The organism is Halalkalibaculum sp. DA384, assembly GCF_043951955.1.
Lineage (GTDB): Bacteria > Bacteroidota > Rhodothermia > Balneolales > Balneolaceae > JAMQKA01.
In genome coordinates this window covers 26,310-47,553 of record NZ_JBINJE010000024.1, presented here as the reverse complement: position 1 = coordinate 47,553, position 21,244 = coordinate 26,310, and the positions used below count along the sequence as shown (strand labels likewise).

17 protein-coding genes are annotated in these 21,244 nt (G+C 50.9%); 5 read left to right on the top strand and 12 right to left on the bottom strand.

Annotated features, from left to right (window positions below):
• Position 1: 1 nt before the first annotated feature.
• The 5 genes from ACG2E4_RS13400 to ACG2E4_RS13380 are packed head-to-tail and all read left to right on the top strand — an operon-like array spanning position 2 to position 12,287.
• Positions 2 to 4,426: a PKD domain-containing protein gene (locus tag ACG2E4_RS13400; RefSeq protein WP_395276868.1), complete on the top strand. Its 4,425-nt coding sequence runs from the start codon at positions 2 to 4 to the stop codon at positions 4,424 to 4,426.
• 5 nt (positions 4,427 to 4,431) lie between these two features.
• Positions 4,432 to 6,213, top strand: coding sequence for a contractile injection system tape measure protein (locus tag ACG2E4_RS13395; protein WP_395261838.1), 1,782 nt, complete (start codon positions 4,432 to 4,434; stop codon positions 6,211 to 6,213).
• 3 nt (positions 6,214 to 6,216) lie between these two features.
• Positions 6,217 to 7,551 (top strand): ATP-binding protein, encoded by a 1,335-nt coding sequence (locus ACG2E4_RS13390; protein WP_395261837.1) that lies wholly within the window; start codon positions 6,217 to 6,219, stop codon positions 7,549 to 7,551.
• Positions 7,552 to 7,562: 11 nt separating this feature from the next.
• Complete coding sequence (locus ACG2E4_RS13385; protein ID WP_395261836.1) at positions 7,563 to 11,357, top strand: DUF4157 domain-containing protein; 3,795 nt, start codon at positions 7,563 to 7,565, stop codon at positions 11,355 to 11,357.
• A 12-nt stretch (positions 11,358 to 11,369) separates the two neighbouring features.
• Positions 11,370 to 12,287 (top strand): tetratricopeptide repeat protein, encoded by a 918-nt coding sequence (locus ACG2E4_RS13380; protein WP_395261835.1) that lies wholly within the window; start codon positions 11,370 to 11,372, stop codon positions 12,285 to 12,287.
• A 640-nt stretch (positions 12,288 to 12,927) separates the two neighbouring features.
• Here the strand turns inward: ACG2E4_RS13380 and ACG2E4_RS13375 are convergent.
• From ACG2E4_RS13375 to ACG2E4_RS13320, 12 genes are all read right to left on the bottom strand, one after another.
• Entirely contained in the window at positions 12,928 to 13,536 is a 609-nt protein-coding gene (locus tag ACG2E4_RS13375) for a hypothetical protein (protein ID WP_395261834.1), read from the bottom strand.
• A gap of 10 nt (positions 13,537 to 13,546) precedes the next feature.
• A complete protein-coding gene (locus ACG2E4_RS13370; protein WP_395261833.1) occupies positions 13,547 to 14,488 on the bottom strand; it encodes a hypothetical protein in 942 nt (313 codons plus the stop codon).
• 361 nt (positions 14,489 to 14,849) lie between these two features.
• Positions 14,850 to 15,254, bottom strand: coding sequence for a cbb3-type cytochrome c oxidase subunit I (locus ACG2E4_RS13365; RefSeq protein WP_395261832.1), 405 nt, complete (start codon positions 15,252 to 15,254; stop codon positions 14,850 to 14,852).
• A gap of 4 nt (positions 15,255 to 15,258) precedes the next feature.
• Complete coding sequence (locus ACG2E4_RS13360) at positions 15,259 to 15,702, bottom strand: hypothetical protein (protein ID WP_395261831.1); 444 nt, start codon at positions 15,700 to 15,702, stop codon at positions 15,259 to 15,261.
• Positions 15,702 to 15,911, bottom strand: coding sequence for a DUF3565 domain-containing protein (locus ACG2E4_RS13355; RefSeq protein WP_395261830.1), 210 nt, complete (start codon positions 15,909 to 15,911; stop codon positions 15,702 to 15,704). The genes ACG2E4_RS13360 and ACG2E4_RS13355 overlap by 1 nt, the downstream gene beginning before the upstream one ends.
• A gap of 7 nt (positions 15,912 to 15,918) precedes the next feature.
• Positions 15,919 to 16,113: an acetyltransferase gene (locus ACG2E4_RS13350; RefSeq protein ID WP_395261829.1), complete on the bottom strand. Its 195-nt coding sequence runs from the start codon at positions 16,111 to 16,113 to the stop codon at positions 15,919 to 15,921.
• A 3-nt stretch (positions 16,114 to 16,116) separates the two neighbouring features.
• The gene (locus ACG2E4_RS13345; protein ID WP_395261828.1) at positions 16,117 to 16,500 is read right to left on the bottom strand and encodes a group III truncated hemoglobin; all 384 of its coding nucleotides are present in this window, start codon (positions 16,498 to 16,500) and stop codon (positions 16,117 to 16,119) included.
• 713 nt (positions 16,501 to 17,213) lie between these two features.
• Positions 17,214 to 17,639: an OsmC family protein gene (locus tag ACG2E4_RS13340; RefSeq protein WP_395261827.1), complete on the bottom strand. Its 426-nt coding sequence runs from the start codon at positions 17,637 to 17,639 to the stop codon at positions 17,214 to 17,216.
• A 48-nt stretch (positions 17,640 to 17,687) separates the two neighbouring features.
• Complete coding sequence (locus ACG2E4_RS13335; RefSeq protein ID WP_395261826.1) at positions 17,688 to 18,521, bottom strand: c-type cytochrome; 834 nt, start codon at positions 18,519 to 18,521, stop codon at positions 17,688 to 17,690.
• Positions 18,522 to 18,528: 7 nt separating this feature from the next.
• The gene (locus ACG2E4_RS13330) at positions 18,529 to 18,756 is read right to left on the bottom strand and encodes a hypothetical protein (protein ID WP_395261825.1); all 228 of its coding nucleotides are present in this window, start codon (positions 18,754 to 18,756) and stop codon (positions 18,529 to 18,531) included.
• A 3-nt stretch (positions 18,757 to 18,759) separates the two neighbouring features.
• A complete protein-coding gene (locus ACG2E4_RS13325; protein WP_395261824.1) occupies positions 18,760 to 19,773 on the bottom strand; it encodes a cbb3-type cytochrome c oxidase subunit II in 1,014 nt (337 codons plus the stop codon).
• Positions 19,774 to 19,779: 6 nt separating this feature from the next.
• Entirely contained in the window at positions 19,780 to 21,219 is a 1,440-nt protein-coding gene (locus ACG2E4_RS13320) for a cbb3-type cytochrome c oxidase subunit I (protein WP_395261823.1), read from the bottom strand.
• Between the last annotated feature and the right edge of the window lie 25 nt (positions 21,220 to 21,244).

Here is a 21,244-nt window from a genome sequence, read left to right as displayed (position 1 = left end):
TATGAATACGCACAAGCGATTTTTCCCGATTTTTGAAGAGGACCAGGTCCTTAGCGCCCACCACCTTAATGAGCTCAGAACGTACCTGGACGAGCAGGACAGGATGACCCGCAGCCACCTTGTCGGCATCGGCATTGTCTGTGGGTTGGAAGTACAACACCCGGCTTCCGACACCATTTTATTGACGGAAGGAGTGGGGGTGACCTCCCGGGGGTACCTGGTCGGAATCGGGGAAAGCGAATGCAGGTTTATCAAGCGATACACCGACAAGAAGATGACGGGAGCAGGCGACGGGGATGGGGAAACCGCGGGGAGATATCCCCCCTTTCTTAATCCGGATACGGGCAGGCAGATTAATCTCTGGGAGCTGCTTACCAGTGAAGAAAAACAAAAGGTTGAAGAGACCGAGACATGTTACCCCCTGGACTGGGATGATGGTATAACAATTGAGGAGGGAGAAACCTCATTTACGCTCGATTTTTCTGAATACTGTATCCTGCTATACCAGGAGATAGAGGATGTAGATACCGACGACTGCTGCGGTGACGATTGTGATGAAGAGGGAATCCGCCGGGAGTTTGCCGTGCGCAAGCTTCTGGTTGAAAAAAAGGACCTGGTGCGAATGATCAGCCGGGATGAATCGACCTCGGAAGATGAGCTCCGGAATCGTGCCAATATCTGCTCTAACCTGGATCACTTATGTATCGAGCGGCCGGGGTATTACAGGGATAAAGATCTCTCGCTCGATCACTACGTTCAGTACCAGCAGCTGGTATCGGATTACCTGCCGATTATTCAACAGGCCTCCGTTCGGGTGGGACAGGCCCTGGCAAAAAGCTACGGGTTCTTTAAACCGCTGCTGGAAGATCACTACCCGGAATCTCCTTTTCCCGGTTTTGATGAAGGAGATTACGAGCAGAACGGGCTTTACAAGCTGATCAAACATCGCCTCAGCGGTTCACCCTATGCAATTCAATACGCCTACGATTTTTTGAAAGATTTAGCCGGCGCCTGCGACGAGTTTCGCGATACCGCCTGCGAAGTGACCTCCGCCTGCTGCCCGAATCCCCTGTTATTTGAACGCCATCTTATGCTGGGGCCGGCCCAACCCGAACAAAGGGATCAACGGACCCCCTTTCGCCACTACTTCCAGCCGAGTCCCGTATTGAATGATCAGAAAGACAAGCGTAGTAAAGTGCTGCTTTTATTTGAGCGCATGGATCACATGGTTCAGGGATTTGATGTTCAGCCGGTTCCGGGTACGGATACAGAAATCCGGATCACACCGGATAGAACGGCAGAATACCCGTTGAGCAAGCGCTCCATTCCCTATTACTACAACATCAAAAAAAATGTGGATTTGGTAAAAAAGTGGAGTTACCGCAAGACAAAAATATTCAAATCAAATCGCATCCCATCCTACCACTCCGAGGCGTATAATGAGGGACAACATCGGGACAACTGTACCGTCGAGGCGCTTCTGCATTCAAATATGCAGTATCAAAATTTCCGGGTAGAGGGACATATAGGCAAACCGTATGAACAGGCCGTTGACGAAATCGACAGCATGCGGGAACGGTTCAGCCTGCCGATCAAAGTCGTTGGAGTAAAGCTTGGCCGGCGGTTTGACAACACCAAACTTACCTTCGAGTGCCGGTTCAGGGATTTAGAGAATCTTTATGAAACCTTCAGTACCGAGCTGCGGTGCCTGCTGGACGAGGAGATGCAGTTTTTCCGCGGGTTGGAGGTAAAGAAAAAAACGCTGGAGACACAGAAAACAGCCGAAGAAAAGATCGCCGGTGAGATGGTTGAAAAGAGGGCCGGTACAAGCGCGGAAACAGGGAGAAAAGAGATAGACGATTACTGGAAGCGGAAAGAGGAAGAGGGCAAGAAGGAAACGCTGCTCAGGCAAAAAATTGGGAAGATGTCTACCTATTATTCTCCCATCACGGGCACATATACGTATCCCGAAACAAAAGAGGGCACATTCGGCTACTATTATGACGCGATGGTTTCGGAGAGCGGCAAGGGCCAAAGTTACCTGGATGTCATTCTGAATTATGATCCCGCCCTTATTGACCTGAATCTGAATGAGTGGGTTTTCCTGATGTTGAAACCGGCCCAGCTTGCCAATAATATTCAGCAGGTCCTGAACAAAATACCTCCCCGGCTGGAAAATCTCGATATCACAGAGCTGGAGGGGAGCTTTGACACGCTGATTCAGACAGCGGTTGATTACAAGCAGTTGCTCAAAGAAAAAGAAGACAGTGGGGAGAAATTGGACGGGCGCGAGCAAATAATACTCTTCCGGCTTGACAAGCTGATTTACAGCTGCAGTATAAAGAAGATGAAAAAGCTCTATTTGCTTTACCAGGAACGCGTCGATGAATTTAAAAAGCTGAATCTTTTCTCCAATTTTGCCGCCCGCCATTCCGGGTTGGAGCATATGGCCGGGGTGCCCCGGGGCGGCACCTTTGTGCTGGTCTATATAGATCGAAATGAAGCAGGACCACTCATCCGCCGGGATGTTACCGGGGCTGTCGCCCTGGCCGCCGAAGAAGTGGGTGCTGCTGGTTTTGCACCTCCCACAGAGGTAAAAGAGGAATCGGGAGGCGGAGCAAAAAGATCCTATTCTGATTACGAAAAAAGTAAACTGTTGGAATATTATGACGCCGTTCTGAAAGAATTTAGTGAAGTGGCGTCGGAAAAAGAGATCAATATTGAAAGGGAAAAGATCAGGGAGATTGAAGAGGGCGTGTTGGAACGCATTGAACGACTGCCCGGCTTTATTCCCAGGGATATTCCCCCGGATAACGTGGTGGTAGCCGACTTCGCGCTTCCCTATCTTTGCAAAAACGACTGCCCGGAGCTGGCCACCATGGTAATTTCACAAATCAATTTTTCACTTTCGGAAAGTCGATTTTGCAAAGACGATAAATCTAAATATCCATTTGTTACGGATCCGGCGGGTGGAGTGGTGGAGGGCTCAGCCGGTGGCGTTACCAAAGAGGGCAACACCTGGTATTTCCAGCCTTCCGAATCCAATCCGTCTGCCGAGGATGTTCAATTCACCTACAGGGTCAACAGTCGTACCGTGGTGTTTAACGCCAAAGTGTTCGATCCCCGGGCTGACTTCAGTTTTGAAGTCAGTCAGTTGGATGACGGGAGTGTTGAGGTATCCTTTTACAATAATTCCGGGGGCGCACAGAGTTACGAGTGGGATTTTGGAGATGGGGCCAGCTCTACCCAGTCCGACCCGGTGCATATTTACCGGGACTATGACCAGGATCAGGCAATTGTGACCCTGACGGCCTGGAAACAGGAGTGTTCGGATGCCGTCAGCAAGAGTGTAGAGATCCCCCGGCACATAGAGACGGAATTCGACCTGCAGCCGAGCAAGGAATTTGGCGAAAAAACCTATTGTAATACGGACGACAGGCTTTACCTGTTTAAGACGAAGCCCGCTGGAGAAGAGATTGCCGGCGATGATGTTTCCGGAGTACAAAAGCAGGATAACAAACAGTTTTTTGTTCCCAAGGGATATGCTCCCGGGGAGTATACCTTCAAATACCTTGATGCGTCTATCGAGGTCAAAATCCTGGAAGGGCCCGCAGCCGGTTTCGAGTCGGAAGTTTTAGACCTGGGGATCAGGGCTACCCGGATGAAGTTCCACTATACTGGTAAGGGCGATATCAAAACATATCTATGGGTCTTTGACGGCACAAGATACAGGGAAGAGTCGCCGGAGCACACGTTCCTGAATACCGGCGGTAAACACCGCGTGGTGCTTCATGTTATCTCAGAAAACGGCTGCCCGGCAGAAGTTGACCAGTTGATTGAAGTACCTTTTGAGGAAGAACAGCCCGGGCCGTCAGATCGTCTGACCACCGGTTTTGATAACCGTTTGACGAGACTCGAGAACTACAGCAACCCGGAGATGGACCGGGAGCTTTTTGGCGGCGAAAATATCATCCTGAAACGAGCCAGGGACTACATGGTAAACATCAGGGATGAGCTGAAAAGCGGGGAGGAGCGAAAAAAATATGAGGAGGGCAAAAAGAATGCAGAGATCGCAGGGGCCTACTCCTCGATGCTTTCGGAGGCCACCGAACTCATCACCGAAAAGGCGGCCGATGCCAGCGACGAGGAAAAGACCTATATGTATGGCATATATGACCAGCAGGTGACCCAGCTTATGGAGCTGGCTGTCAACCAAAAGAAAGATATAGCGACCAACAGCAAGATGGGGCAGCTTTTAAAGTCTGTATCGAACCAGGTTGAAACCCTGAAGAATGCAGGCCTGGAGATGGACCCCCGGAAGTCGCTTTCGAAATCGATCAGTGAAATAAAAGCCGTGGCCGAGCGAACGGGCAAAAGGAATCTGGCTGGTTTGCTTGCAAATCTTGAAGACACCGTTGCGAAATAAGAGCGATGGAAATACCGAGGGAACATATCATAGACAAACTCCGGGTTGAACTTTCGGTTCAAAGCCCGGACCGCGCTCATGAAATCCAGGACCGGGTGAGCAGGCTGGTTCAGACTAAACTGAAACCGGTGCTGGAAGCGCTTTTCCAGGAGTTGGCCGGTGACCGCTGGATTGTACTGGATCACCTGGAGCTGGACCTGGAAACGCTGGCGTACCCATCGCTGGAAGATGAGCTGGTGAGCAGGGTGCAAGCTAAATTACGGGAAAAATTAGCGGAATATACCGGCAATGACCTGGACCGTCAGGCAGAAAGGGAGCGGTGGAAGAGCCGCGAGGAGCTTTATCTGGAGATCTTTTTCTATTACATGCGTAGCGGGCGTTATCCGTGGTTTGTGGGCCAAGGCATGCTGGAGGGACCGCTGAAGGATCCGGAATCACTATTCCTTTATCTGCTCGAAAATACCTGTGAAAAAGTCAAAAAAGAGATGGTCGAGGCGATAGCTGACCCAAGAACCAGGAAGCGCGTTGCGATTCAGTTTGGAGATGATTCGATATCTAAGATTGCCGGTTTTGTGAATCCAATGCTGCAATCTGCTACGAGGGAAGTTATGGAACTGATTGGGTTCTTAAGTCGAGAAAAAATATGGAGATTCTCACCATCTCCAGAAAGTCGCCGAACGGTCCGGGAATACTTGCTGCAAAATGTTGTTCAATTCAAACGACAAACCGCCCGGATGGAGGTATCGCAGCGGCTTTTTGCCTCGATATTGGAAGAAATGAGCAACGAGCATTCCGAATCGCTGGCATCGGCCTATAGAAAAGTACTCAGACGACTCAAGCGCAGAATGATCGAAGGAGTTCCTGTCCGAAGTGCATTGGAACAGTCCTGGTTGGGTCGCCTGGTATTGAAGGATATTGCGACAGAGCAATTCCGCCAATTCCTTGTCGATATGAATACTGATAATCGCGTCAAGCGTTCCGCTGGAGGCATCCTGTATGTAGAACCGGCATGGGTTGAGGAACTGGAAAGTTTGGCCACTGAAGCGGGCCTGAACGAATGGAGGGGGGAACTTCTGCGAAACGTTAAAGCGGCAGGAGATTACCGGCAGTTGTCAAGCTATTCCTCGTTGGTAAAACTGAAACAACGGCTCCGGAAAGAACTGAAGTTAATTCCCGATGCTGCGGCGGAATCGGAGAAACCGGCACAAAATATAATTGCTTCTGACCACGTGTCTGAAAAAAATGCTGAATTGGAAGTAAGGGAGTCAAATCAGCTGCAAGAGACAGAAGAATATTACATAGCCAATGCCGGGCTGGTGTTGCTCTGGCCGTATCTGGCCCGTTTTTTCCGAAAGCTGGAGCTGCTGGTGGACCGGGAGTTTATTGATGAGACGGCCCACGTCAAGGCTGTTCACCTGTTGCAATTTATGGCAACAGGATCTGATAAAAGTTATGAATACCTGATGGTGTTGAACAAGATACTGTGTGGATATCCCGTAGATCGGCCTCTCCCGTCCAAAGTTTTTTTGTCGGAATCGGAGAAAAATGAGGCCGTGGAGCTCATACAGTCTGCCATAGACCACTGGAAAGCGTTGAAAAATAGCTCTGTGGGAGGATTCCGTGAAGCTTTTTTAAAAAGGAATGGACGACTGCACCATGAGAAAGAAAAATGGTTGCTGCACGTGGAGTCGAAAACCTATGATATGCTGATCGATCGACTGCCCTGGGGAATTTCGGTCATCAGGAACCACTGGATGCCCAAACCGCTGTATGTAGAATGGAGATAGATTATGTCAAATGCCCGACACCTGTCAAAAGAGCTGGAGTGGTTTTCCAGGGTCCTGGACACCCGCATCAAGTTGTATTTCGGCAAGGAATGCCGGTATGCCGATGTGTTGGACGTTCCCCAGCCATCTTTGGATGGACCGGCTTCGAACTACTCGCGGTTCCTGGAAGAGAAAAAGATTGACTCAGCCGGGCGAATCGTGTTGTTGCTGGCGCTGATCCCCCATGTTCGTCCCCAGCTGCTCGATGTCTTTTTTACCAGGAACACGCATTTCGAACGGGGGTTCACCGAGTTCGGCGGGTTGAAAGGCGATGCTTACAGCGGTTTTATACCAACAGGTGAGACCGCCCTGTTTCTCCTGGCAGGGGCCGACCTGGAACGGCGGTTTCAGTACAGGTACCTATTGGAGAAGGACCATTTTTTTGCGAAAGAGAATATTCTGAGATTGAAGAATATTTCTGACGATGAGCCTCCGCTGAGCGGGGCACTCCTGCTGTCGGAGGAGTATGTAGTTCATTTTACTACGGGTGAGGTCAGGAAGCCGGAATTTAACGCCGACTTCCCGGCCAAAAGAATAACGACCCCTCTGAGCTGGGATGATCTTGTATTGCCCTATGAGACGGTCGACCAGATCGAGGAGGTACAGGCCTGGCTGAAACATGGGAAAACGTTGATGAATGACTGGGAACTCAAAAAGCGGGTACTGCCGGGATACAGAACCCTGTTTTATGGACCGCCCGGGACCGGTAAAACCTTGACAGCCGCCCTGCTCGGAAAATCATCTGGAATAGATGTGTATCGTGTCGATCTTTCGCTGGTGGTATCGAAATATATCGGTGAAACGGAAAAAAATCTTGCCAAGGTTTTTGACAAAGCTCAGAACAGGGACTGGATCCTGTTTTTTGACGAGGCAGATGCACTGTTCGGAAAGCGAACAGAAATTTCTGACGCCCATGACCGGTTTGCCAACCAGGAAATTTCTTACCTGCTGCAGCGGATGGAAGATTTTGAAGGTACGGTCATTTTAGCGACGAATTTCAAAAGCAATCTCGACGAGGCTTTTACACGGAGATTTCAATCGGTCATCTATTTTCCCCTGCCTGAAAAGGAGGAACGACTGCAACTGTGGAATAACGCCTTTCCCGGGTCAGCCAACCTGGATGAGGAGGTTGATTTTGGAGAGATCGCACGCAAATATGAATTGTCGGGAGGTTCCATCATGAATGCCGTTCGGTACGCCTCCCTTATGGCTCTGCATCGCAACCGTGACAAAATCCTGCAGAAAGATATCATCGAAGGTATCCGCAAGGAATATATCAAAGAAGGCAGAACACTATGATGGGATAAAAGGTGCATTCAACCAAGGCTTCCGAAACTACCAATAAGAGCACCGCCACCTCGGCTGCTGCCATTCAGCGGAAAAGTTCTGCTCCGCAGGAGAAGCTACTGCCCCAAAAAGAGGCAAATAGTCCCGGTTCGAAGACCTCCGTACTGCAGAAAAAATCCGGTTTACAGGCAGTCATTTCGGAGGGGTCAGGATCACCGGATTCAATTCCTTCTCGCAACGTTGCCCTTTCCTCCCTGATCACATCAGGTATTCAGCCGAAACTGGAGGTCGGAAGTCCCGATGACAAATTTGAGCAGGAGGCGGATGCTGCCGCGGACAAGGTGATGAGAATGCCCGGTCCGACCTCGGATAAAGAGGAGCCGCTGCCGACCCCCCCTGTGTCCCCGGGCATTTCCAGGATGCTGCAGCCCAAAGAGAAGGTTGAAAACGAGGATGAACTGGTCCAGACACTGCAGCGACAGTCTCTCAAAAACGAAGAAGACCCGATACAGCGCGCAACCCTGGGGGAAGAGGAGCCGCTCCGGCGGCAACCGGTTCCCGGGCCGGAGAAGGAAATAATGCAGACGAAGCCCGTAGAGGATCTGCCCGAGGTGCAGACCCGGACCGATGAGCAAGAAGAGCCGGTAATGCGCAAGACTGACGAGAGTGGGAGCGGGCATGTTCCGTCCAGTGTTGAAAATGTGCTGGGAAGAAGCAAGGGAGCGGGCAGTTCCCTTCCCGGACCGGTTAAAAATTACATGGAGCCCCGTTTTGGGAGCGACTTCAGCGACGTGCGCATCCATACCGGGCCGGAAGCAACCCGCATGAACAAGGCCCTGCGTGCTCAGGCCTTTACCCACGGGAATGATATCTACTTCGGGGCCAACAGGTTTAATCCCGGTACCAGTTCCGGGAAGTCGCTGATCGCCCACGAGCTCACGCACACCATTCAGCAGACCGGGGGGAGGATACAGAAGCAGGATGACGAAACTTCGGCGAGTGGCGCGGGCACTGCTGATACAGCACCGGCCGCGCGAAATACCTATACCATAGATGAAGGAGAACATCGTGGTATAGCCCTTGATACGACCGTATCGCCCCCCAGCCTCCATATTCCCGGGTTGAGTTTGCCACGCTTTAAACGAAGAAACAGGGGGAAATTTCCGCCACAACTTACCATCAACAAGTCGAGATCTGAAACCAACCAGGTCGAAAACTGGAAGTCTCATGTAGCTTCCCCGGTAGAGAGTGAAGTTTCGGAGATGGTGAATGATGCCGAAGCCCAGGGCGGAAAGACGGGAAGTGATGTGTACATGTTCAGGGCGAAACGGGATCGCAATTTCTATCTGATCGGTACAAGCGATGAACTGAAAGAGAGGGCAAAAATACCGTTCTGGGACGACAGGCCCCGTGCTGCCAGTTTCCAGGTTGATCATATTGTAGAGGATCAGCTGGGAGGGGAGGATAAGGCCTCCAACTATGAGCTCCTGGAAGCTACAGCCAATATGAGTGCCGGTTCAAAACTGGGGCACGAGATACGCCGCCGCATCCAGGCGGCAAAAAGTGAACTGCAGAAAGAGTATCCCGACCTTGCGCTTCCCGACTGGATTGTCATCAAGAGAACGTATGATGTGACTTTCACTGAATATGATTTTGGGATGAGTGATATCAGCGGAGAGCCCAACACGTTCTGGTCGGTCGGACAAATCATACGGAATGCCCACCTGGATAAACTCCGACCGCTTAAAGGTGAGGAGGTCCGCGAGATGGGTGAAGAGAGTGAGCCGTTCATCTTTACTTCACCCGGCGGAGGTCAGCGTCTGCGGATGCCCCCGGAATCGCAGCTCCCGGTGCAAAACTGGCTGCCCCGGGTAGATCTCAAGGGATATACGCTGAATACCGAACAGGGCAGGGGTACAGTGGGAGGTCATCTAAATGTAGACGCCTATAAAGCCGCAGAGGGCAGAAGGAGAGAGCAGGCCAAACCGGTCTCCGCCTCCTACCCGGATATGAACTGGACGATCACTCCCATCCCGGGGATTTATGGCGGTTATATCAATATGGATTCGGTACAGAGCTACTTCAGGGGTGGAGCTGCCGCCAGTCTTCGCCTTCCGGGCATGAGTCCCATAAGGGTTGATTCCATTGAAATTCAGCCGGGCGTGGGTATCGTGGCCAGAGGCAAGGTTTTGCCCAGCATTCCCTTCATACGTGATGCGGATATCGATATCACAATTCTGGGAAACGAAGTTATCCTCAGCAAAACGTTTGCGCTGGGTGAGATCAACGTACCCCCGCCGTTTGAGTTGACCAGCAGCACCCTCAGCATTTTTTACAGCACGGGACGTGGACTGGGCATTGAGGGAGAGACGAATTTTGGCATCCAGGGGGTGGGTGAAGGACATGTCGGGGCCGCGGCTTCAACATCGGGCGGGTTTGAGCTGGAGGGGGCGTTCAACTTTGATACTGAACTGTTTGATCCCGCCGAAATCAGTGTTGAATACAAAGAAAATACCTGGACCATCGGTGGAGAAATCGGGATTCCGGAGGGCAAGGTCAGGGGTATCAGGAGTGCCACCATACAGGCCACTTACAGCGAAAATAATTTCGAAGCGGACGGGGAGGCCGAGCTTGATATTCCCGCCATTGAACGGGGGACACTGAGCGTGCGGTACGGGGAAGCGGGATTTTCGGTCGGCGGCTCTTTCGATATCAGCCCGGATGTGCCGGGTATTCGCGGTGGCCGGGTGGAGGCGACGGTCACCAGGGAGAGCGGGCAGGAAGATTACAGCGTCTCTGTCGTGGGTACCGCAGAGCCCGACATCCCGGGCGTCGATACGACATTGTCGGTTGTCTACATCGATGGTGCCATCACTATTGAGGGCACCGCCGCCTACAGCCGCGGCATGCTCAGTGGAAATGTGTTGCTTGGGGCAACCAACCGCGCAGTAAATGAAGAGGGCCAACCGGCCGGGGAGCCTGACGACACAATGAGCGTCTATGGCGGAGGCAGTCTAACCCTGCAACTTACCCCCTGGCTTGCGGCTACTGCCGGCGTTCGCTTCCTCCCCAACGGTGAAATGGAAGTACAGGGGCGAATTGGCCTGCCCGATACCGTTGACGTTTTCCCGCGAAAAGAATTCAGGAAAAACCTGTTTACCGCCCCGACCATTGAAATCCCGTTGTTTGCCATTCCGCTGGGACCGCGAAGTATTGGACTGGTTGCCCAGATCAGGGGTGGACTGGATTTCGCCGCCGGGTTTGGCCCGGGACAGCTGCGGGAGTTGTATGCAGAGGTTACCTATAATCCTGACAGAGAAGAAGAAACCACGGTTCACGGGCGTGGACTTTTTGTGATACCGGCTGATGCAGGGCTCACGCTGAGAGGGGACCTGGGGCTCGGCGTCAGTGTCGGAATTGCCAGTCTTACCGGCGGAATTGAGTTGCAGGGTACGCTGGGGTTGCAGGGCGAAGCTTCAGCCATGGTGGATGTGAACTGGACTCCCCAGCTCGGTATAGCACTGGATGCGGAGGGTCGAGTAATGGTGAATCCCAGGTTTGCTTTTGCGGTAAATGCCTTTGCACGCGCCAGCCTGGACTTATGGCTGGTATCTGTTTCAGAAACCTGGAGGCACAACCTGGCCGGTTTCGAGTGGGGACCCGACATCCAGTTCGGTGTTGTATTTCCGATCCACTACAGGGAAGGGGAGCCGTTTGATCTGTCGCTTGACGATATCGAGGTTATTTATCCTCAGCTGGATATTCCCGAGATGGCGAAAGGGCTTGCGCTGGATATCAAAGATGACTTTTTAGATTAAATAGATTGTATTATGGATACTTCGACCGAAATAAACAACACGGGAGTCCGGCATTTTTTGAATCAACAGTTTGGAAAAGCGGAAAAATGCTACAGGGAGGCGCTGGAATTAAATCCGGAAAATGCGACCGTACTGAATAACATGGGGCTGTTATATCATCAAAAAAAGAGGTATGAAGAGGCGATTGAATATTTCGAAGAGGCGATCCGGATTAAACCTAAAGATACCTTCTACGTAAATGCTGGTAATGCAGCCGCTTGTCTGAATAGAGTGGAAGAGGCGGAATCGCGGTATCTGAAAGCGTTGGAGGCCAATTCCAATAGTGTAAGCGCCCACAAGAGCCTGGCAAAACTGTATGAGTACACCGGTGATTTCAAGAAAGCGGCTCCTCTTTGGACTGAGCTTGTCAGAATAACGGGAAAAGAGGAATTTAAAGTAGAATATGCCCAGAACCTTTTAAATCAGAAGAAATACAGCAAAGCGGTTGAAATTCTTTACAACCAGGTCTCAAAAGAAAGCAGCCGTGTTTGGTACTTAGTCGGGATTTGTGAATACCAGTTGAAAAACTATGGGTGGGCGGTATCATGCTTCAAAAAAGGGTTGGCTATTGATCCCGATGACGAAGATATACGGCACTATCTTGCAGTCACTTATGTTGCGAGGGGAGAGGCGGAAAAGGGAATTCTGCAACTCGATAAGATTCTCAGGGTGAATCCTGAAAATTATCGAATACTCACCGAAAAAGGAGTGATTTTGTTGAGTGAAAACCAGCCGTCGCGGGCCCTGGAACTGTTCGAAAAATCCCTCTCTATACATCCTGAATATGATAAGGCTAAAAAGTACAGGGATATGGCCGTGGAAATTCTGAGAGAATCTGACAAAGATGATGATGTAGAGGATGAGGATGCTAACCCGCATTTCTCACAATAATGTATGTATAAATCATGTAACCTAATGGCAGGTAGTATCTTACCCTATATTTTACCGGTCTTTTTGGTTGGCAGGGTGTAAAGCGCTGCGAGATTTGCCCTTCAGCTGCGTTAAAGGGAACATCATCTGCACAACGTACAACGCGGTACGTTTGCGGGTCATATTCCCTTTGCCTTGCTGAAGAACAAATTTCCTGGTGAGAAATACGGGCTAAATTGACCAAGTAAAATATAACAGTACCCTTTTCCCGTGGCAGAGGTGTTCGTTTTTGTGTGAACAAAAACGAACCCAAAAAATCCAGAGGCCGGACGAGTACGCCCAGATATTTCGGGCACCTAAAGTCCAGAAAATACCGGCAGCTGTTCTGTTCCCGGTAAACCACCTGGTGTGGATCAGCAATAGCCCTTTTGGTGCCTTAAGAAGAACAACATCTGGGATTCTCTGGTGAGTTTTTTTCTCATCGAAAAAAAACATTCCTTTCGGCGAAAAGAGCACAGGAGAAAGAGGATGCCGGATCACCCGGAGCAAATGGGGGGAATGGGTCCTTGGCTATAAATCCTTATATTTAATTTGTATTGGTACTCTTATACATCATCGGTACACAGTCGGTTAAAACTCGCGTCAGGAGGCCCAAAAAAGTCTAAAAAATTTCACTGATCGGGTATACGTACACCAGGTACAGGTAGAAAAATGCCAGCGATATCACGAGGATTATAATGCCCAGCACAGGTGAGGTAACCTTTATTCCCTTTGCGGAGGCTTCAAATTCAGTGGCACTACCACCTGTGGGACCAGCCCCTTCTCCCGGTCCCAATTTTATCGACTTGTAAAACTGGATACCGGAAAACCCGATCCCGGAGAGTACCAGGAAGAGGACCGACCAGAAGATCAGCTTGGTAGAGAATAACTGCCAGGCAAACACCTCTTTCCGGTGCTGGAACCCGGATACCCGGTACTCGTAGTAGGCATACATCGCCTGTTGGTACATGGCAAGAGTGGAATCGTTCAGCAACTGCTGCTGGCCGGGGGTGGGAGGAGAAATGATGGAATCGGGAATACCCTGGGCAGATGATCCCTGCATCTCCTGCTGCATCTGGTTCAGGATACGGTTGACCTGTTCCGCCTGGCCGGGCGTGGTATCACCCGCGGCGTTGTTCTGAGCTTCTGTGGGAAGAGCAACTAGTCCGACAAGGATGACGGTACAAACAGCTCGGGAAAGCGGGCGGCAGATGTGGAAAAGTATCGGCATCGGTACGGTATTATTGAGCGTCGGTCATCAGGAGCTTTTCGAGGAATGTGTAACGCAAATTTACTTTCTCATATATGGTCGTACTGTTGTTCTGTTCAAAGGTCTTGTAGTTGCTGAACGCCTCTTCATCCAGGTGCAGATCAATTCTGCTGAGCAGCTTGCTGCCCAGGTACGCGATCCAGGCATTGAGACTGGAGAGCCATTCTTCGTCGACACTGGTGGCGGCCGTGGCGGTAAATCCCGGGGGAGAGGCAGGCTCTTCGGCGCCCTGAACCTGGCTGTAAAAGAGCTGCGTGTGGGTGGTGTCGCCTGTTGCGGGATCCACCGTATACCGCTGATCCGGTGATATGATGCCCACGATGGTACCGTCAGAGTAGTGGAGCTCAATGATGCCGTCGGGGGTCACGGTTCGCCGGGTAAGCTTGACCTTGTCTTCATCCTCATCCTGGGTGACGGTGTCGACCGGCGCTATGGCGTGAAGTTCTTTTGGGATCACCGAGAGTGTTTGAGGCTGTTGAGGCTGCAACAATTGATGAGGTTGAACCAGCACCGCAGTTGGCGGCGAAAATACATATTCCACCGGCATAAAAAATTCAAAAATCAGCTGCTTTTGGGCGGCATCCACTACTTGTAGCCGAAGCTGATCGATCGTCACATTGCCTGAAGTGATGGTGAAGCGGGCTGTTGCCTCTCCCTCTCCCTGATAAATGGGAGAACCGCTGGCCGCATAGCCGGGCGTTAATTGACTGGAGGTAATGGGCCGGATAAAAATGCGTGCCCCACCTGGGTTGTCAATCTCGTAGGCAAAGGATATCGTGATCTCTTCATTAACACTGAGTTTGGAAGGGGAGGAGGGACTGATATCCGTGATTGAAACAGACTGGGCCCAGATTCCTGTAGTGAGTGCTGCCCAAAGAAGAGAGAGAAGTGTTGAAAATGCGAGTTTTTTCATTGTATGGCCTCCACAGTACCAAACTTCCATCCTGAATATTTGACGGCGGTGGTTTCGTTTACAGGATTACCCTACGCCTCAATCTGCAGAAAAACAGAAACACTGCATACAATGTAAGAAAACTAAATTATTGATAATAATACAGTTATATGTAAAATAATATAAGGCGTCCCGGGCAAACACAGCGGAGGCGTTAAGAAAGAATCCCTGCAAAGGGTTCAGGGAAGGTCCACAGGGGGAAGACAAGCGCTGGTTGTCGGAAAAATCGGCAAACGGGACCATCTGGGATTTTTTTTGCGGCAGCGAAGTGTCGCCAGGTGAATAAATCCCAGGTGGATATTTTTTCAATCTCCATTATTAACTACCGGTACGAGACAACCCGTCGCCAGTGCAGCATGATAAACAGAAGTACGGCTGCAGCTTCAAATGCTCTCCCCGCCAGTGCCAGCGGCCATTGCGGTAACAGGAGTGTGTCCGTGATCATCAATAAAATACCCATATTGAGTAAAACCACAGTGAGGTTTGCCAGTACGGGATTTCCCCGCGAGGAATCTTCCAGGTACCGGGGCAATATCCAGTAGGCGGTACCCATCGTGAACTGAATAATCCATCCGAAGATAAGCAGCTCAATATGAACGGGAAGCAGGGACCACATAGCCGGATGCAGGGGATAGGCTTTATGGATTAACAAAAGCGCGCCAATGATGATCCCGCCCATAAGGCAGACAAACGAGGAACGAATGAGCCATCGACTTGGAGCGGGCATAACACTATCGGTTTCGTTTTTGTTTGCGTTTACGCATGCGCTGTTTCTTGGACTGGACGCGCGGCCACATCTCAATCACGTAGGTCAGCCCGCCACCTGCCTGCAAGATGGCAGAACCTACTATCAAAATATTCCAAATAGTGAGTGTGGAATAGAGGAGCATCGGTTCGGCAATAAAGCGTAACACCAAGCCCGTATTCAAAAAAATATAGGTGAGCCATGCCCAGATCTGTGCCTTGAATCCCTCCTCGCGGGTCCGGCCGGGAAACATCCAGAGCGAAACACCGAATATGATCTGGGTGATCCACCCGACCATCAGGGCGTGCCAGAATAGCGGCATCAGGCGTGGAAGGGGTAATGACTCTATTTCCAGTGCAACACCAAGGACCAGGGCTACCATAAAGTAGATGAGTCCGGTTTTGATAAACGTTCGTGCTACTTTTGGCATTATAGGTTATGGTCTTTCGGTTCACCGCGATCGCATTTTTTGCAATCCAGTTCTGTTCCTATGCGAGATTCTCTTCCCGACTTGGTCGTGACCCAGGGACGCAGCTGCCATGGAGGATCATGCCGTACATGCTGATTATGTCCACACTCCAGTTCTGCAACCCAGTGGTCCTCCTCATCGGTATGAAATCCGATAATCGGTTGCTTCATCTCCTTTTTAGTCCTGCTTTTTCAAAATATTCTCAAGGTCGAGCGACTGTATGGATCCAACCGCTGATTCGACAGCCCCTTCCATGCAAAGCCCGCTCATCGAGGCATCACGGAACCCTTCCTGAGCGGCCTTGATACAGGCGGCGCGTACCTTTTCCGCTACCTCCATTTGGTCTGTAAAATCTCTTTGATCGCTATCCATTTATTATCCCTTCTTTTGATTTATAAGCCCGTCTCTTTCCATACGCAGCTCAAACGACGAGGCAATATTGCGGGCCAGCTTTTTGGCGAACCGGGCTTTTTCACCCTGGTAATGATTATCTACAGTTTCTTCAAACAGCCGGTACCACCGGTCAAAATCTCCCTCCTCAATGGGCAAAGGCAGGTGCTGACGAAATGGGCGCCCCGAGTACCGGCCGGTCTGAAACAGCAGGTTTGACCAAAAAGCAACCATCTTGGGCAGGTGGCTGTCCCAGTCAACTTCGGCAAAATCGTTGAAGATATATCCCAGCCGTTCATCATTTCGCACTTTTTCATAAAAACTGTGGACGAGCCGTTCTACGTCCCGTTCATTTTGAATGTCATTCATAATATAAAATCAGTGGTCATTTTTTAAATTTACCGGTTAGAGCCCTGCTCATAAACTTTTGATAGCCCTTTCCCGTGGTAGAGGTGTTCCTTTCTGTGTGAACAAAAACGAACCCAAAAAATCACCGGCGGGGGATTTATTCACCTGGCTGTACTTCGCTGTGGCTAAAAGAACCCCAGATATTCACATTTAAAGGCTTACCAAGTAATAGCGCTTTTCCACATTGCTAGCATCCTCCGAAATTTGTTGCAGGGGTTCTTTTCTTCACGCCTTCGCTGCGTTTGCCCGGGACGGCTCATAAATCCGCAGGCCGGAAGGGATCAACACCCCATTCGCAGCTTACCAGTCCTAAAAGGATCCAGGGGTAGCCATTGGTTCCTGCCAGCATACAAATGTAAGGAAATATGGGAACGCCCGAACAACCTTGCATCCTGAACTACCCATTTATCCATTACATCATTGGTGTACAAATAGTGGGCCTGCCAAAAGGCAACCAAACGTAGTCAATAACTAAACTAATACATCAATTTTGGCTAAGAACGTCCTCCAGCTAAAGTGCCTTTGGAAACAGGATGTAATTCTTCAAATACATTTTATTATAGATCTTTTCCAAATGTGACTCAGCCCGAGTTCATAGTTGGTTGGACTGACGTTTTATCAAGACCACGGCCACGTGAAATCATCAATTAACACGTGGCCGTGGGAATTGATAGTTAATTTAACGTTGCATCCAGCGTAATGTCCGTTCCAGCCAGCACTTTTGATACCGGGCATCCTTCTTTGGCACCCTCAGCAAATTCCTGGAATGTGCTATTGTCGATACCCGGGACATTCGCCTCAGTAATTAAGTTTATTCCGGTAATTGCCGGACCATTATTCGTAACTTCAAATGTGACTTCTGCTCGCGTGTCCACTGACTGTGGATCGTGACCGGCTTTAGCCAATTCGTTGGAGAGCGCCATCGAATAGCACCCGGCGTGAGCTGCGCCGATTAGCTCCTCGGGATTGGTTCCTTCCCCATTCTCAAATCGAGAGGCAAAGGTGTATTCGCCCTGATAGGAACCACTGTCAAATTGCATGACGCCGTTTCCATTTTTAAGATCTCCGTTCCATTGTGCATTTGCTTTACTTGTAGGCATAGTACTATTTATTTAGAGTTAATTATTGAGGTTGTTAGTCTGTAATAACTAATTTGAATTTCCTTCTGCTCTTACCTTCTGAACTTGTTCGGCTGTTACTGTTGGTGCATCGTTGCCCCAGCTTGTCCGTTCGTGATTTATGATCGCCGCTACTTCCTGGTCCGAAAGCTGCTCGGAAAAGGGCGGCATTGCGGCCGAATACTCCACTCCGTCAATGGGCTCTCCCTGCATGCCAAACAGGATGATTTCGATATGGCGCGTCGGGTCCTCGTAGGTCACGACCGGATCACCCGCCAGCGGAGGGAAGGCTCCGGTTACTCCCTCTCCATTATTTTGATGACAACTGGAGCAACTGGTACGATACAGCGTGGCTCCGATATTGGCTTTTGATGGAGGGGCAACTTCACCGGATGGCTGGGGAGTCGCCTGATCCCCGTAAAAAAGACTGTACGTGGGAGAATTGGCAAATTCATCGGGCGCATTCCACTGCTGGGCGATATAAAAGGTACTCCAGGCCACTACTACAAGCAGCAGTACCCATGCCCAGGTCGGGACCGGGGCGGGTGTTTCGGCGCGTGAGGGCTCCCAATAGGGTTCTTTGGCTCCTCCATACGCGTTTAACAGGATCGGGACCTTTCCATCCAGCGTGTCATTGTCCTGCAGTCCCTCAACATCTATACCGGGGCCGTTCCGTACTTCGAACGGTATCTTCCGAACTCCCTTGTGGCCGGTGGCGTCGGTGGCAACTACTTTTAGCGTGTGCGGTCCATCTTCCAGCTGCGTGGTGTCTAACTCGAACCGCACCGGCGGACGATAGGAGACAATGGGTTCTTCCTGGTCATCCAGATATACATGAATCAAGTTACTATTGTCTTCAGCCATAGTATCTTCAGTTGGATTGGTCTTCTAAAATCTTGCGCTTTATATGATCTTCCGATTGTTCCCCCGGCCAGATAAGCCACTTTACGGTGTAGTACACGACTCCGATCACTATTAGTGAAGAGATAATAAGTACCAGGTAGTAGAGCGGGCCGTCCGGCGGGGCATATTCACGTCCCTCACTGGAAGTGGAAAATTCTGTGGCTTTCTGCAAGAGTGTTACTATCAGCGGTATCATCGGTTATTCGTCAGCTTGTATTTGGTTTAAGTCTTCATCATTGCGTACTTCTGCCACATCCTCAGCCGTAACGGTCGAAGCGTTGTTCTCCCAGCTGGTCCGCTCATGGTTGATTACGGCCGCTACTTCTTCGTCGGAGAGCATTTCACCAAACGGCTGCATGATGCCCTGGTACTCGGTCCCTTCGATAGGAACCCCCTGCATGCCGTAGAGTACCACGCGAATATGATCGGTGGGATCCTCGTCCGTTACAACCGGGTCGCCGGCCAGCGGGGGAAAGGCCCCCTGCACACCCTGCCCATTCTGCTGGTGACAGGATGCACAGTTATTGGCGTATATCGTCGCCCCGTTGATCTTTTTTCTTGCTGCCCGGGCTGTAACAGAGTCCGCTTTTGCTTGTTGTCCTGCAGTTGGCTCGGCATCCATCGGTACCTGATCCAGGGATTGCAGATAGGCAACGAGCGCCTCCGCACGTTCGGTGGCAACAACCTGACCTTCTTCCGGGCCATATTCACCCGGCATGGAGATCACCGTCGCATCTTCGGAGGGATTCTCTTCGATACTAAACAGCCAGGGATAGGATGGCATGATCGACTCCTCGACGACCGACCGCGGATTGTACAGGTGCATATAGTGCCATACCGCGCTCGGCTGGCGCTGCCCCACATTGCTCAGGTCGGGACCGGTTCGCTCGCTCCCCAGCACGGCCGGCGTCTGCCGCCATACATCCTGCCGGCCGATACGGGCATAGTCGCCGGGAGCCGAAGGACGCCCCCAGTTTTCATCCATTTCAATAGGGCGCACCTGCTGGGTATGACAATAGACACACCCTTCGCTGATAAATACGTTGAGGCCCTTCTGCTGGAGCTCGGTCATCGGCTCGCTGGCCGGCAGAGGCTCATTTTGCTGCTGCACCCACAGGGCGGGAAATACGGCAATAAGCAGGCTGAGGAAAATGAATCCCCAAAATACAACACCAAACAATAGCTTGTGATTTTTATGGAAATTGAGCTTCATAATCAGTTAGGCAGTTTTCGATTCGGTAGTTTCAGCGATTTCGCCCCGGGCGGTGGGACGCATTTTCCAGACGTTGTAGGCAAATACCAGGTGAGAGATAAACATCATGGTGCCGCCCACGGCTCTCCACACCCAGTACGGGGTCATCAGGGTGACCGACTCGATGAATGATTCACCGGCGATCCAGCTGAGTCCCTGCAGCGTACCCCCGATCATCAGTGGTATGCTATAGACCAGCACGCCGATAAGGGCCAGCCAGAAGTGAGCACCTACGGCAAATTGTGGCGGTTCATTTCCCGTCATCCGGGGGATAAGACCGTAGATGCCGCCCCAGACAAGAAAGGAGACAAACCCGTACATGCTCATGTGGGAGTGGGCCACAGTGAAGTTGGTAAAGTGCCATACTTTATTAAGTGAACGGAATGCCTCCAGGGTGCCCTGGTAGGATACAATTGCATAGAAGATGACTCCGACCAGGATAAAGGGAAGCGAGTAGCTTCGTGCGATGGATCGCCACTTCCCGCGCATCGTCAACAGGAAATTCCCTGTCCCTGCGGTAACGGGGACGATCATCCCCACGCTGAATACTATGGCCACGGTCTGTATCCACCAGGGAATGGGGCTGAAGACAAAATGGTGGGAGCCGATCATCGTATAGAATACCATCTGCGTCCAGAATGCCAGTACGCCCAGCGAGTAGGAATAGATCGGTCGGTTCAGCAGTTTGGGAAGAAAGTAGTAAGTCAGGCCCAGCACCATCGGGGTAAACCACTGTCCCACGCCCTGGTGCATATAATAGCCCTGGATCACCGTTTGGCTTATCCCGTCCTCTTGATAACCCGGAAGGTAGGCAATGCTCACCAGGATGATGGTCCACAGGCAGGCGGCCAGGATATACCAGTTGGAAATGTAGATTTCCTTCACATTCCGATCAGCGATTGTCTTATACAAATTATAAGCCACCAGGATAAGCCCGAATGCAAAGAACGCAAAAATAGGCCAGATGATCTCGCGGTACTCCTGCGCGCCGTTGTTGATGCCGGCCATCAGGCTGATGACCCCGAAAAACACGGCTATATTCATAAGTCCGAGGCTCGTCCACCCCAGCCGGTAGCTGTAGAGCTCGCGCTGGCTGGTTCTGGGGACCACATACAGGGCCAGTGCAATCATGGCTTGAGAAAGGAATCCCCAGAATACCACGTTGGTGTGTACGGGACGAAGTCTGCCAAAGGAAAGCCAGGAGATCGAATCGAGCTCCGGCCAGACAAACTTAAATCCTACATATTCTCCAACGAGTGTTCCGAATACCAACCAGAAGGCGGAAAAAGCGACAAAGGAAAAAATGAGGCGGATTGATTGCAGCGAAGTGTCAATTCGCTCTCCGGCCCTGGCTTTCTCAACCGTTAACGGTCGCTGGACAGAACGTATAGCAGATGGTTTATTCATAATGGTAAACTGTTCTCATCAATAG